Origin of the sequence: Chitinivorax sp. B, from assembly GCF_005503445.1 — a bacterium.
In the GTDB taxonomy this organism is placed as follows: Bacteria; Pseudomonadota; Gammaproteobacteria; order Burkholderiales; family SCOH01; genus Chitinivorax.
This window is the reverse complement of the sequence record NZ_SCOH01000005.1, coordinates 16,620-30,031: the sequence shown is the minus strand read 5'-3', so window position 1 is coordinate 30,031 and position 13,412 is coordinate 16,620. Positions and strand designations below refer to the sequence as shown.

Annotated in this window: 9 protein-coding genes and 1 pseudogene; 3 read left to right on the top strand and 7 right to left on the bottom strand. The window is 54.8% G+C overall.

Going from position 1 to position 13,412, the window contains the following annotated elements:
* Positions 1-553: 553 nt before the first annotated feature.
* The 3 genes and pseudogenes from FFS57_RS25725 to FFS57_RS04675 all read right to left on the bottom strand — a co-directional run.
* Positions 554-1,100: pseudogene (locus FFS57_RS25725) on the bottom strand (serine hydrolase domain-containing protein); the annotation flags it as partial.
* 251 nt (positions 1,101-1,351) lie between these two features.
* A complete protein-coding gene (locus FFS57_RS04680; RefSeq protein ID WP_137936604.1) occupies positions 1,352-1,579 on the bottom strand; it encodes a hypothetical protein in 228 nt (75 codons plus the stop codon).
* Positions 1,580-1,840: 261 nt separating this feature from the next.
* Positions 1,841-2,839: an MBL fold metallo-hydrolase gene (locus FFS57_RS04675; protein ID WP_249383885.1), complete on the bottom strand. Its 999-nt coding sequence runs from the start codon at positions 2,837-2,839 to the stop codon at positions 1,841-1,843.
* A gap of 117 nt (positions 2,840-2,956) precedes the next feature.
* Between FFS57_RS04675 and FFS57_RS04670 the strand changes: the two genes are divergently transcribed.
* Together FFS57_RS04670 and FFS57_RS04665 are read left to right on the top strand one after the other, a co-directional pair.
* Positions 2,957-3,907 (top strand): LysR family transcriptional regulator, encoded by a 951-nt coding sequence (locus tag FFS57_RS04670; RefSeq protein ID WP_171013621.1) that lies wholly within the window; start codon positions 2,957-2,959, stop codon positions 3,905-3,907.
* 51 nt (positions 3,908-3,958) lie between these two features.
* Positions 3,959-4,663, top strand: a complete 705-nt coding sequence (locus FFS57_RS04665) for a GntR family transcriptional regulator (RefSeq protein WP_249383884.1) — start codon at positions 3,959-3,961, stop codon at positions 4,661-4,663.
* Positions 4,664-4,778: 115 nt separating this feature from the next.
* On the opposite strand, the gene FFS57_RS04660 is transcribed toward FFS57_RS04665, so the two are convergent.
* The 3 genes from FFS57_RS04660 to FFS57_RS04650 form a co-directional block, all read right to left on the bottom strand.
* Entirely contained in the window at positions 4,779-5,876 is a 1,098-nt protein-coding gene (locus FFS57_RS04660; RefSeq protein ID WP_137936603.1) for a TRAP transporter substrate-binding protein, read from the bottom strand.
* An 82-nt stretch (positions 5,877-5,958) separates the two neighbouring features.
* Entirely contained in the window at positions 5,959-7,452 is a 1,494-nt protein-coding gene (locus FFS57_RS04655; RefSeq protein WP_137936602.1) for a TRAP transporter large permease, read from the bottom strand.
* Positions 7,449-8,006 (bottom strand): TRAP transporter small permease subunit, encoded by a 558-nt coding sequence (locus tag FFS57_RS04650; protein WP_137936601.1) that lies wholly within the window; start codon positions 8,004-8,006, stop codon positions 7,449-7,451. The genes FFS57_RS04655 and FFS57_RS04650 overlap by 4 nt, the downstream gene beginning before the upstream one ends.
* Positions 8,007-8,711: 705 nt before the next feature.
* On the opposite strand from FFS57_RS04650, the gene FFS57_RS04645 reads away from it, so the two are divergent.
* Positions 8,712-11,321: an EAL domain-containing protein gene (locus tag FFS57_RS04645; protein ID WP_171013619.1), complete on the top strand. Its 2,610-nt coding sequence runs from the start codon at positions 8,712-8,714 to the stop codon at positions 11,319-11,321.
* 33 nt (positions 11,322-11,354) lie between these two features.
* Here the strand turns inward: FFS57_RS04645 and thrS are convergent, their stop codons facing one another.
* The gene (gene thrS / locus FFS57_RS04640) at positions 11,355-13,259 is read right to left on the bottom strand and encodes a threonine--tRNA ligase (RefSeq protein ID WP_137936599.1); all 1,905 of its coding nucleotides are present in this window, start codon (positions 13,257-13,259) and stop codon (positions 11,355-11,357) included.
* Between the last annotated feature and the right edge of the window lie 153 nt (positions 13,260-13,412).

Genomic DNA, 13,412 nt, shown 5'->3' with positions numbered 1-13,412 from the left:
GAATCGTGTCGATACTCCCTGCATCCAGCTGTGTCACGAAAATGTTGATCGGGTTGGATGAGCCACTGTCGGGATCAATAGTGGTGTATGTACCGATCATGGCAGCCCATTCTGGCGGGATTGCAACAGACAATAGCCGTTCACCCATGATGCGGGTACTGACGTTGTTTTGCCCTATCAATACATGATGTCCATCCAGTTCGCGTAGGGTCAGTCGCAGGTTGGCCAAGCTCTCCGGCAAGTCAGTTGAGGAGGGACTGGTGTCGGGGCTGCAACCATTTTGATCACGCATCAGCACCAGGTCTTTTCCCCCAAGTGCAAAGTGCAACTCATCCCCCTGGGTGTGAATCTTGGCATTGCCTAACCCGATCATCGTGTAGATGCCGGTAAAGCGTTGACGGTCGGCCTTGGTGGGCGGGGATAGTTGCGGTGTGGGATGAGTCGGTTGCGGTATCGGTTTGCCCGTTTGGGCCGTCAACATCAGGCGTGCTGCCTGGTATGCCAGTGGGCCGGCCACTTCACCGCTATCTTTCGAGTTGGTCAATGTGATGGCGGCCAGTTTTCGCTTGGGCAGCAGGACCATCTGCGCATGGAACAGATCCTGGTCGCCACCATGTTGGGCAATCAGTTCATCTGCCGCGAAGGGGGCGTCACCACATGCGGCGAGCATCCATGCCAAGCCCATGCTGCAGTCAATGTCATAAGGGGTGCCCGGATTCTGTATCGTGAACATCTGCGCTAGGCTTGCCGGGCGCAAGATGCGTCTGCCATCCAGCGTGCCATCGGCAAAGATCATGTGCGCGAAGCGAGCCAAGTCATTGGCGCTGGCCCACATCCCGCCGGTGGGCATCAAGCTGGTGCCGTCATCAGATTCGTCTGCAGGTTTGCCATCGGCATGGCCTTGTGCCAACCAAGGCTGCATCTCTGATGTGATGCGAAATGTTGAGTGGCTGGAAGATCGCCTCCCGCATCTGATCTTCAAACCGCCTGCCTGCCACTTGCTGCACCGCAGCGCCCAGCAAACTGAACCCCAGATTCGAGTAGGCGTGCATCATGTCCAGTGGGGCTGCCAGCCAGGTACCGCTGGTACGGGTGGCCAAGCTGGCCAGTGGCAGATGGGTGCCGGCAAGATAAGCCTCAGGGAGCCAGCGCGGTGGGTCATGATACGCCGCAAGGTAACGTTGGTATCTGCCTGCTCTGGTGTGGCAGAAACCGGGATTGGACGTGAAATATCAGCAGCACTGAATTGAGTGGGGTGTCCAGTGGCAACTTCCCTTGTTCGGCCAATTGCTGATGGCTATGGTGGTAAATATCTTGGCAACCGATACCACCTGGAATGCCATATCCGGCGTCACTGGCTTGTATCGGCACTGCCAAAGCCGGCACGCCACCCTCGTTGATCGTTGACCAGTGCTACAGTCAGGTCGGTGACCTGGTGGGTGGCCATGTTCTGGCGAATCGATTGCTGCAGTTGTGCGATGGCTGTCGAGTAATCGGTGGATTGGCTGCTGGTGTCATTGTCACAAGCGGTCAACATCAGCAACATGGGTAAGGTAAGGCTGGTAAGCGCATTACGCATGGGTTGGCTTTCATCAACATGGGATACCCAGCATCGTATGCAGCCTGTTCAGATCAATCTTTCGCATCCTGTTGGGAAATTGTGAGCGACCTCGGATGATTGGGTCAATTACCCATGATTGGCCGTCATGCAATCAGATCGGCATGGCGACCGACTGTGTGACTTGCAGATGCTGGCAAATGGCCCTTGTGCCAATGTGCCGATTACTGAATGATCGGTGGTAGCTGTTGTTTGGCTACCACCAAGATCATGTCACAAGGGTTATCGCGGCAGACTGTAATTGGCGGGTACCCAGGCATACCCGTTACCTGACTTGCGTACATGGCCTATGCCAGGGAAGGAAATATGGGCAGCACCGACCCAATAGCCTTGTTTTGCCGCATTGGCAAAGGCCTTCTGGCGTTGCTGCGCTGCGGCGGGTGAATCCACATCGAAACGAATGGTGACCGATGGGGATGCAAATTGCACATCCTTGACATGAAGTAAGTCACCCCAAAGCTGAAGCTGCTGCCCCTGGCTTTCGATCGCATAGAAGCTGTGGCCTGGGGTATGTCCATAGCTGGACACCGTACGAATACCTGGGAACAACTGGGTGTTTCCTTGAAAGGTCTTGACCTTGCCCGCTGCCAGATAGGGGGCGAACAATGTTGCAGCGGTGGCGAACCCGGCCTTTTGATTGGCTGCGGCACTCGCCTCGTTGGCTGGGTTCAGCCAGAAATCAGCCTCGTGTTGGTCTACATACACGGTTGCATTCGGGAAGGATGCTTCGCCCGACAAGGTCAATCCACCCGAATGATCGCCATGAATGTGGGTAAGCAGCACTGTATCAATGTCTTCCGGTTGGTATCCAGCCGCCTTCAGGCTGGTCAGCAACTGCCCCCCCCCTTTCTCGCCAAAAAAGACACCGGCTCCCGTGTCGACCAAGATCAACCGCGATCCGGTATGAATCAGGTAGGCATTGATCGACGTTTCGAGCTGGGGCTTGAGGAATTCACCTGCCAGACGCTTTTCGACCTCGGCAGGCGTGGTGTTGGTCAGCAGGGTATGAATAGGGAGTGTCACTGTGCCATCCAGCAAGGCGGTGATCTCGAAATCACCCAGCATCATGCGGTAATAACCCGGTGCCTGCGTTTTGACCTGGGGTGGCACAGCTTGCGCTGACGGTGTGGTCAGCAGTGTGCTACCTATTGCCAGTGCTGACAGTTGGCTCAGCAACATAGCGCGGGACCGAATGGTTTTGAAGATGGACACGGGATTCATCCTTATCGAGTATGGTTGGGGTGCAATCTGCTGCAGCACCAAGCCTGGACTGGTTGCGCTGCGTGGATTGCCATGATCCAATAATGGCTAATATCATTCAAATCGATTGGTTTGATAGTGAATATCATTGAAAGAGATTTCAGAGGGGTCGACCTGAATCTGTTGGTCACCTTTCTGGTGTTGATGCGAGAACGCAGCGTATCGCGGGCTGCAGACAAGCTGCATCTTGGCCAACCCGCAGTCAGTGGCGCCTTGGCGCGCCTGCGCGAACTATTTGACGATGGGCTGTTGGTACGCACTGCACAAGGCATGCAGCCCACGGCCAAGGCACTGATGCTGGAAGCTGCCATTGCCCCGGCAATCGGCCAGTTGCAGTCGGCACTGTTTGAGCCCGTGGTCTTTGATCCGGCATGTGATGAACGAACTTTCACACTTGGAATGCCAGACTGGATAGACATCTGGTTGATGCCATTGCTGTTTGCCCGTTTGCAGGCCACTGCGCCCCATATCCGGATTGCAGTCAAGACGAGTGGCCCATACCAGACTATCGACATGCTGGAAAAGAAGGAGATGGATGCCGGTATTGCAGTATGCACAACAGGCCCAGGCTGGATGCGGATGAGGCCGTTGAAGACGATGGGTTATTGCTGTGTGTATGACGCCCGGCAACTGGGCAGCGCCAGTCCGATCACGCTGCCGCAATACGTGCAGCACACGCATTTGCTGGTCAGCTATCGGGGAGCATTCCATGGTGTGGTCGATAACGAATTGGCACAACGTGGTTTAAGTCGCCGAGTTGCCTTTTCTACGCCGCATTTCGCCGCCTTGCCTGCCATATTGCAACAATCTTCAGTGCTGGCGACGGTGCCGGCCGTGTTGGGTACACTTTGGCAAAACAACTTGGGTTTGCAGGTCAGCCCCGTTCCTATTCCGCTACCGTCGTTTACCGTGTCGATGTCATGGCATGCCACGCGTGACAGTGATCCGGCCTTGCAGTGGCTGCTTTCGCAGATTGAGTCGATTGTCAATCCGGTTGCTGAGGGGACAGCCGCATCCTTGCTTTGTTGATGACAAAACCGCCAGAATGGCCGCTTCCCCCGATGTCGGAGATCGTTCACCATGTCAGACCTGACCAGTGTGCTGCCTCAGGGCACCCTGACTGCCATTGCCACTGAAACCCTGCGTAACCGGATCTTGTCTGGCCATTATCCGGAGGGGATGCAACTCAGGCAGGAGGCTGTGTCGCGGGATCTGGGCATGAGCCGGGTCCCGGTGCGCGAGGCCCTGAGGCAGCTGGAGGCCGAAGGTTTGGTGCGGATCGTGGAGCATAAGGGTGCCGTGGTTACGACACTGGCGCTGGAAGAAATTGTCGAGTTGCTACGGGTCAGGGTGTTGCTGGAATGCGATCTGCTGCTGGAAGCGGTACCGCGCCAGACTCAGACCGACATCGATGCCGCCACCGCAGTACTGGCGGAATTTGACGCGGCCCTGGCGTCAAGGGATGTACAGGACTGGGGTATTCTGAATGCCCGTTACCACATGACTTTGTACCGGGCGGCACGACGGCCACAGACCATGGCAATCGTGGAACAGTTGCATAACCGCACCGAGCGCTATACCCGTATGCAACTGATGTTGTCGGACGTGGGTGGCAAAGCCCAGGCTGAGCATACCGAATTGTTGAATCTGTGCCGACGCAAGGATGCCATCGGGGCAGTGGCTTTTTTGCGTGAGCACATCCTGAGTGCCGAGGCAGCATTGGAAGACTATTTTCGAGGTCAACAGGTCGGGCCGATGTCGGTTCGCTCATCTCGCCATTGCTGAGATCTGCTTTGGGATTCCAACCAGCTTGACGCTACCCGTGGCCACCGCTTCTGGGTGTTCTGAGGAAAACAAAAAGCCTGTCACAAGGTGACAGGCTTGCAACGATGGAATCGGCCTACTTTTTCGTGGGTGCTTTTTTAGGGGCGTACATCACCCGTTCCATCGTCGAATCCGCAATAGCATGCCAGCCATGTTGCAGCTTGCGGAATTTCTGCCACTCGGTATAGATTTTCTTGAATTTCGGATTTTTTTCCGCTTCTTCGTCATACAGCTTGAAGGCTTCCACCTCGGCTGCAGCCAGGATATCGGCAGGATACTGGCGCAGTTTCACGCCATTGCCCAACAGCCGAACCAAGGCGGCGGGGTTCTTGGCATCGTATTCGGCAATCATGGTTATGTTGGCTTCTGCCGCTGCTACTTCAAAGGCTGCTTGAAATTCCTTCGGCAATTTGTTCCACTGATCTATGTTCACATAGAACGATACTTGGGGCCCCGGCTCCCACCAGCCTGGGTAGTAGTAATGCTTGGCTACCTTATAGAACCCAAGCTTTTCGTCGTCATAAGGGCCAACCCATTCGGCGGCATCAATGGTGCCTTTCTCAAGCGCAGGGTAGATATCGCCACCAGCAATGGTTTGCGGCACCGCACCCAGGCGCGCCATGATTTCACCGCCGATACCGGGGATGCGCATTTTTTTCCCCTTGAGTTGCGCCAGGGATTTTATTTCTTCGCGGAACCAGCCACCCATCTGTGTACCCGTATTGCCACCTGGGAAATGGATGATGTTGTATTCCTTGAACAGCTCGCGCATCAGTTGCAAGCCGCCACCGAAGTACATCCAGGCATTTTGCTGACGGGCAGTCAGGCCAAAGGGCATGGATGTATCAAAGGCAAACGCCTTGTTTTTGCCTACATAGTAATAGCTGCAGGTGTGACCGCATTCGACGGTGCCTTGCTGTACCGCATCCATCACCCCCAGACCGGGAACCAGTTCGCCACCACCATAGACACGGATCTGGAATTTACCCTCGGTGATTTGTGCAATCCGGTTGGCCAGGGTTTCGGCTGCACCGTAGATGGTGTCCAGGCTTTTGGGAAAGCTGGAGGCCAGCTTCCACTTGACCTGAGGCTCTGCGGCAAAGACAGGGGCGGAAACGGCAGCTGCAGCCAGGCCTGCGCTGCCTGCCTTTTTCAGAAATGAACGACGTTCCATGTGTTGGCTCCTCTTGCTGATTTATTAATGACCATCCGCTATGGTTGCTCGCTTGGCGGTGGCGCCACCGCCAAGGATTGGCTCAGGGTTGCTGTTTCGCTGCTTCCTCCATCAGGGCAGCGGCAGGGTCGGGTTCCTCGGTCGGTTCCGGGGCAGGGATGGTGGCACCATCTGGTGCTTGCAGTTCTGTAGTGTGATCGTTGTTGGCTGGCGCTTGCTGATACAACAGATCCACGTTTTCGCTACCTTTGTCTGGTGTCGGATGATGGCCCACCAACTGCGGGAAGCTGATGACCAGCACCACCATGATGATCTGGATCACGACAAACGGAATGGCACCCCAATAGATGTCGGTGGTCTTGATCTCCTTTGGCGCGACTGACCGTAGGTAGAACAGGGCAAAACCGAAAGGTGGGTGCATGAAGGAAGTCTGCATGTTGACGCCCAGCAAAACACCAAACCACACCAGATCGATACCCAGTTTTTGGGCCACTGGGGTCAACAGTGGTACCAGAATGAAGGCGATCTCGAAGAAATCGAGGAAGAAGGCGAGCAAGAATACCAGCACGTTGACAGCGATCAGGAAGCCCATCGGGCCACCGGGGATGGTTTCCAGCAAGGTTTCCACCCATTGATCGCCATCGACACCCAGAAAGGCGATGCGGAAGACCCGCGCACCGATCAGGATGAATACGACAAAAGTCGACAGCTTGAGTGTGGATTCCATCGCCTGGCGGGTCATCGATATATTCAGACGACCATTCATCATGGCCAGGATCAAGGCACCAACTGCACCCATGGCACCACCTTCCGTTGGCGTGGCAATACCGAGGAAGATGGTGCCCAATACGAGAAAGATCAGGACCAATGGCGGCAGCAATGAAGTACAGACCCGCAGTAACAGCTTCATGCCATGCAGCGTGCGAGCTTCCGGTGGCAAGGCGGGTGCACTGCTGGGTTTCAGCATACTGACGATGAATACATAAGCGGCGTACATGGCCGTCAAGAGCAGGCCGGGGACCAGTGCACCTTCATACATGTCACCTACGGATACGCCTAACTGGTCAGCCAATACGATCAGTACCAAGCTGGGTGGGATGATCTGTGCCAATGTGCCGGATGCGGCAATGACCCCGGTAGCCAGTCGTGCATCGTAGCCGTAGCGCATCATGATGGGCAGCGAGATCAGGCCCATGGAAATCACGGAAGCGGCTACGACGCCAGTGGTTGCTGCCAGCAAGGCGCCGACAAAGATCACCGCATAGGCCAGCCCACCACGCAATCGACCGAATAACTGACCAATGGTGTCGAGCATGTCTTCAGCCATGCCGGATCGTTCCAGAATCAACCCCATGAAGGTAAAGAATGGAATTGCCAGCAGCGTGTCGTTCTTCATGATATCGAACACCTGCTGAGGCAATGCCTGCAGCAAGGCAGGCTGCAATAGGCCCATTTCGATACCGATGATGGCAAACAGCAAGCCGACAGCGGACAGTGCAAAGGCGACCGGGTAACCCATCAATAGAAAAGCGATGAGCGACGCGAACATGATCGGGGCCATCATCGAATGGCTCATGTGCGGTTCTCCTCATGATGGGTGTGATGCTTGGCATCCCCAGGGAACGGTGCCATACCTTGCAGGAATGCGACACGTTTGATGATCTCGGAGATCGCTTGCAGGATCAGCAAGCCAAAACCGGCGGGAATCAGTGCCCACACGGGCCATCGAATCAACCCGCCAGCATCCGGTGACATTTCGCCCGATATCAATGCCTGGGTAAACAAAGGCCAGCCGTAGTAAACCATCATGCAGGCCATCGGAAGCAGAAAGAACACGCCACCCAGAATGTCCACCCAGACCTGTCCACGCTGACTGAGCTTGCCAACAATCAGGTCAATGCGAATGTGTTCGTTGCGTAGCAACGTATAGGCTGCCCCAAGCAAAAAGACGGCAGAAAAGAGGTACCACTGGATTTCCAGAAATGCGTTGGAACTGATGTCGAAAGCCTTGCGGATAATGGCATTACCTGCACTGATCAATACCATGATCAGTACCAGCCACATAGCCGACTTGCCAACGAACTCGGTCATGGTATCGATCATCCGTGAGAGCTGCAGCAGGAACTTCATGAAACGACTCCTCTAACGTGTCATGGGATGCATGGCTTCCTGATCACTCTGCCCATCAAGTATGCAGGTGCATTGGTGATCCGGAATCGGGCACGTTGGGCAACGGAGTGGTAGGTCGCAGGCGACACAGGGCCAGTGCTGTCGGCGTCAACGACAGCTGAGGGCAGCAGGCGGCTTGCGCGCAAGGGAACCTGGCGACATATGACTACCGTTGTGTGATCGTGCTCTTGTTATGATTTTTTTATTGTGTGTTTCAACTTGCGAATGCGGGGCGGGACAAGCTGAAACGGTGCTGCAACCCAAGCTGGTTCAATATGTACAAGAGATGAAAAGCTTGGTTGGTTGTCGGTTTGGTGCAGCACTGGGAATGATCATACGCAAAAAGTATGACTTGGCAACAGAGATTTTCTTGTGGATTTCCGAAGTCATATATTCTGTATGTCGTACGTTGATTCAGTGCTTGTATTGTTTAATTGATTTAAATATTTAAATCAACGAACTAAAATTAATTGCTGCAATTGCGAAATATTGCTGCGCTGCAAAATGAGTTATGGATTGCCACAATACAATTGAATAGCAACCGCGATTCGGGGTTGGTGGCTGAACGTGGGCCTGATTTTTTTCCTAAAATGGGAAAACCTCTCGAACTGGAAGGGTTGACTGATCATGTTGTCCTGGCGGTTGGGCCTTGCTCGGCATGGGGTGATGCAATGGCTTGTGGGTTGGCTGCTTGGCATGGGCCTGCTGCTGTGGACAAGCGTGACAGTTGCCGGAGTCCTGGTCTTGAGCGATGCAGATGCGGTTGTACCGTTGGGGCCGTCGTTGTCAGTCTATGCCGATGCTACAGGACAGACCCAACTGGAAATCATTCGACAATTGCCGGAGCAGGTCTGGGAGTCGGATCTGTCCAATGTCCCCAATTTCGGGTATTCCCAAAAAGGTTACTGGTTCCAGGCACGTCTGAAAGTCGAAAACGATTTACCGCACAACTGGTTGCTGGAAATTGCCTACCCGGTACTCGACTATGTCCAGGTATGGCTGATACGGGATGATCGACTGATTTCACACTGGCGTACTGGTGACGCTGAGCCATTCTATCAACGGCCGCTGTCGCATCGGAATTTTCTGTTCCCATTGGATCTGGAAGCAGGGTCTACCTACCAAGTATGGATCTTTGTTGCATCGCAGGGTACTGTGCAGTTACCGGCGACCTTGTCGACCCAATCCCGGTACATTGAAACGGAACAGGCACGACTGGTACCGCAATCGGCGTATTTCGGCATGCTGTTGGTGCTGTTGTTATACAACGCCTTTATCTGGTTCAGTATTCGTGAACGGGTTTACCTTTATTACATCGCTTATGTGGCGACGATGTTGCTGGGGCAGATGGCCATCCAGGGGTTTGGCTATCAATACCTCTGGCCAAGCAGTGTCTGGTGGCAGGATGTGTCGATGGCCGTGTTGTCTGCCCTGTTTGTCACATTTGTCTGTTTGTTCACCGACGAGTTTTTGCGGCTGTGGCTTGGCCGACGCAGGTTGTCGTTTCTGTTGCGATCGCTATCGGTCGTGGCAGCAGGTGTCGCGGTTGGTGCACTGTTCCTGCCTTATGCGGTGATGATTCGCGTAGCGGTGAGCTTGGCGTTGCTGGCAGCCTTGGTATCATTTATCGCCGGTTTGCTGAGCCTGCATCAAGGCAGTGTGCCAGCCCGCTATTTCGTGGCAGCTTGGAGTGTCTTCCTGACAGGCATTCTGCTGTATGCATTGCAGAAATATGGCATGTTGCCGCGTAATCTGGTCACAGAATACAGTGTGCAACTGGGATCGATATTTGAAGTTGTGGTGTTGTCGATTGCCTTGGCTGATCGCATCAATCACGAACGGCGTCAACGCTATATGGCGCAAAAAACAGCCTTGGAAGAAGCGCAGCAACGGGCTGTCGCGGAATCCCGGCTGCTTCATCAGTCACTGCACGATCGGCTGACCGGGACGCCAAACCGGTTGCTGTTGGAGCAGTCCACAACCAACATCATTACCCAGGCGGTGGCGTCCAGGCGGATGATTGGTTTTTTGCTGATCAAGTTTCCGCATTTTCAGGAGATCAACAACACACTGGGACATCAGGCCGGTGATGGACTATTGAAACTGGTGGTCGCAAGGCTGGCGCAGGCTGTGTCTGTCACACCTGGGGTTCAGTTGCTGGATGTCGAATCTGGCGACGTATTGGCGCATATTGAAGGAGTCAGCTTTGCTGCCATCCTGTCGGCTGACAATGAGGATCTGATCCAAGCGCGTGCCAATCAGCTGGCCAAAGCGATGCGGGAGACGGTCAATTACCTGGAGATGTCGATCGATGTACCGGTTGTGATTGGCATCAGCCTGTGTCCACTGCATGCACAGGAGTTCGACAGCCTGTTACGTTGTGCCGAGGTGGCGGTAGAAATGGCTGCCCATGGTGAACACGATATCTCGGTCTATTCTGACCGGCAAAACCGCTATAGTGCTCGTCGCTTGTCAATGATGGGCGAACTGCGGCAAGCCCTGACTACCAATGAATTGCAGTTGCATTATCAACCCAAGTTCGACCTGCGGGATCGACGCATTGTCGGGGTGGAAGCGTTGCTCAGATGGCCACATCCGGTTCACGGTCCTATCCCGCCAGACCAGTTTGTGACCATGGCGGAACATACTGGCCTGATCAAGCCACTGACACGCTGGGTATTGGAACAGGCTCTGAAGCAATTGATGGCATGGCGTGCAGCTGGAATCCAGTTGGATATGTCGATCAATATTTCTGCCAAGAATCTGCGAGAGGCGCATTTTTGCGAGTATCTGCTGGGCCTGTTACGCGATTCACAGGCATTGCCTGATTGCCTGACGCTGGAGTTGACTGAAACCGCCATGATGCAGGATCAGGATGTTGCACTGCGTGTGCTGCACCCCATTCGTCATGCCGGTATCAAGGTATCGATGGACGATTTTGGCGTTGGCTATTCGTCGTTGGCCTATCTGAATCGCCTGCCGATCAGCGAGCTGAAGATCGACAAGTCATTCATTTTTGCGCTGGATCGTCAGCCGGATGACACTGCAATTGTTCGAACGGCCATCAACATGGCACATGATCTGGGATTGCAAGTGGTTGCCGAGGGAGTGGAATCCGAAATTGTCTGTCGGCGATTGCAGATGCTGGGTTGTGACTTGATTCAAGGCTATTACATTGAACGCCCCATGCCCGCAGAACAGTTGGTCAACTGGTTGATGAGAATGGAAGGCAATGACCTGGTCCCGCCGTTGCTGGCACGGCGGGAAGGGGTGTAAAGGGCGCGGGCCATGAAACCGTGTCAACCGAACCTAGTGTGGTCGCTCAGCTTTCAGCTTTTCCACCAGTTGGGCCAGTGGCATGCTGCCCAGATCATCGCCATGTCGGCTGCGCACGGCAATCAGACCGCTTGCTATTTCGTTGTCGCCGACGATCGCCAGATAGGGGATTTTTTCCAGCGTTTTTTCGCGAATCTTGAAGCCGATCTTCTCATTGCGCGTATCGACGTCAACCCGTATGCCTATTGCTTTCAATGTTGCCCCCAATTGCAGGGCGTATTCCACCTGCGCTTCACTGATGTTCAGAACAGCCAGTTGCACCGGTGCCAGCCAACTGGGGATGGCGCCTGCATAGTGTTCCAGCAGGATGCCGATGAAGCGTTCAAGGGAGCCGAACAAGGCGCGATGCAACATGACCGGGCGTTGTTTCTCGCCGTTTTCTGCCACGTAATGAATGTCGAACTGTTCAGGCAGGTTCAAATCCACCTGTAACGTGCCACATTGCCAGTCGCGGCCAATTGCATCCTTGAGCACGAATTCCAGCTTCGGGCCATAGAACGCACCTTCTCCAGGGTTGAGCGAGTAGGGTAGGTTCAGTTCGTCCAGTGCGTCAGACAACGCACGCTCCAGCTGGTCCCACAGGCTGTCTGATCCCATGCGGTTATCGGGGCGTGTGGACAGCTTGATGGCGACTTCTTCAAACCCGAAATCGCGATAGATGGCCAGCACCAGTTCTACTACCCGTTTACATTCTGCCCCCAACTGCGCTGGCGTACAGAAGATGTGGGCATCGTCTTGCGTAAAATGGCGAACCCGCATCAGACCATGTAATGCCCCGGAAGGCTCATAACGGTGTACCTTGCCGAATTCGGCCATGCGTAACGGCAGCTCGCGATAGCTGCGCAGGCCATGTTTGAACAGCGACACGGCTCCTGGACAGTTCATGGGTTTGAGTGCGAAGACTCGTTCATCTTCTGTTTGCGTCGTGAACATGTGCTCGCGGTAGTTGAACCAATGGCCGGATATTTCCCACAGCGATCGGTCCATCACGTCCGGCGTGTTCACTTCAACATAGCCTTCCGCATCATGCCGACCGCGCATGTAACTCAGTAGTTGCTGGAATACCGACCAACCCTTTGGATGCCAGAAAACCGCCCCAGGGGCGTTGTCTTGAAAATGAAACCAGTCCAGCCGCGCGCCCAGCTTGCGATGGTCACGCTTACCTGCTTCCTCCAGTCGTAGCAGATAGGCATCCAGCTCGGCCTGGTTACGCCAGCATGTGCCATAGATACGTTGCAGCATCGCGTTGTTGGCATTGCCACGCCAGTAGGCCCCGGCCACTTTCAGCAGCTTGAACGCACCGATTCGGCCCGTGGAGGGGACGTGCGGTCCCCGGCACAGGTCTTCGAAATCGCCCTGGCGATACAACGACAACACCTCACCGGCCGGAATGTCGGCAATGATCTGCTGTTTGTAGACTTCGCCCAGCTCACCAAAATAGGCGGATGCCGCCTCGCGAGGCAGTTCGCGGCGCACGATCGGCCAATCCTGCTTGGCCAACTCATGCATGCGCACTTCGATGGCGGCCAGATCATCGGGCGTAAAGGCCTGGTCACTGGCAAAGTCGTAATAGAAGCCATCTTCAATGACCGGGCCAATGGTGACTTGTACGGCAGGGAACAGTTGTTTGACCGCCATGGCCAGCAAATGCGCGCAGGAATGGCGCAAGATGTCCAAAGCCTGCGGGTGGTCAGCCGTCACGATGGCAACCTGTGCGTCCGCAGTGACGACATGGCTGATATCCACCAGCTGGCCATTGACCTGACCTGCTAGGGCTGCTTTGGCCAGGCGTGGGCCAATGGCAACTGCAATATCGAGGATGGAAACGGGTTGATCGAATTGTCGTTGCGATCGATCGGGTAATGAAATGATGGGCATGGTGCACTCCTGATTGAATGTTGTCCTGGCTGACTCGCAGGATTCACACTCAATCACCGGAGGCAGCCTTGGATGGCTACCTCCGCACGTGCTAGGTAGCCGTGGAGGTGGTGGTTGTGGTGGTGACAATAAACCGGGCCGCAAGGTGTGCGG

Excerpts from the sequence above, each read along its gene's own strand:
- thrS (WP_137936599.1), bottom strand. The coding sequence starts at position 13,259 with ATGCCCATCATTTCATTACCCGATCGATCGCAACGACAATTCGATCAA.
- FFS57_RS04665 (WP_249383884.1), top strand. The coding sequence starts at position 3,959 with ATGTCAGACCTGACCAGTGTGCTGCCTCAGGGCACCCTGACTGCCATT.
- FFS57_RS04680 (WP_137936604.1), bottom strand. The coding sequence starts at position 1,579 with ATGCGTAATGCGCTTACCAGCCTTACCTTACCCATGTTGCTGATGTTG.
- FFS57_RS04675 (WP_249383885.1), bottom strand. The coding sequence starts at position 2,839 with ATGAATCCCGTGTCCATCTTCAAAACCATTCGGTCCCGCGCTATGTTG.
- FFS57_RS04660 (WP_137936603.1), bottom strand. The coding sequence starts at position 5,876 with ATGGAACGTCGTTCATTTCTGAAAAAGGCAGGCAGCGCAGGCCTGGCT.
- FFS57_RS04650 (WP_137936601.1), bottom strand. The coding sequence starts at position 8,006 with ATGAAGTTCCTGCTGCAGCTCTCACGGATGATCGATACCATGACCGAG.
- FFS57_RS04645 (WP_171013619.1), top strand. The coding sequence starts at position 8,712 with ATGCAATGGCTTGTGGGTTGGCTGCTTGGCATGGGCCTGCTGCTGTGG.
- FFS57_RS04655 (WP_137936602.1), bottom strand. The coding sequence starts at position 7,452 with ATGAGCCATTCGATGATGGCCCCGATCATGTTCGCGTCGCTCATCGCT.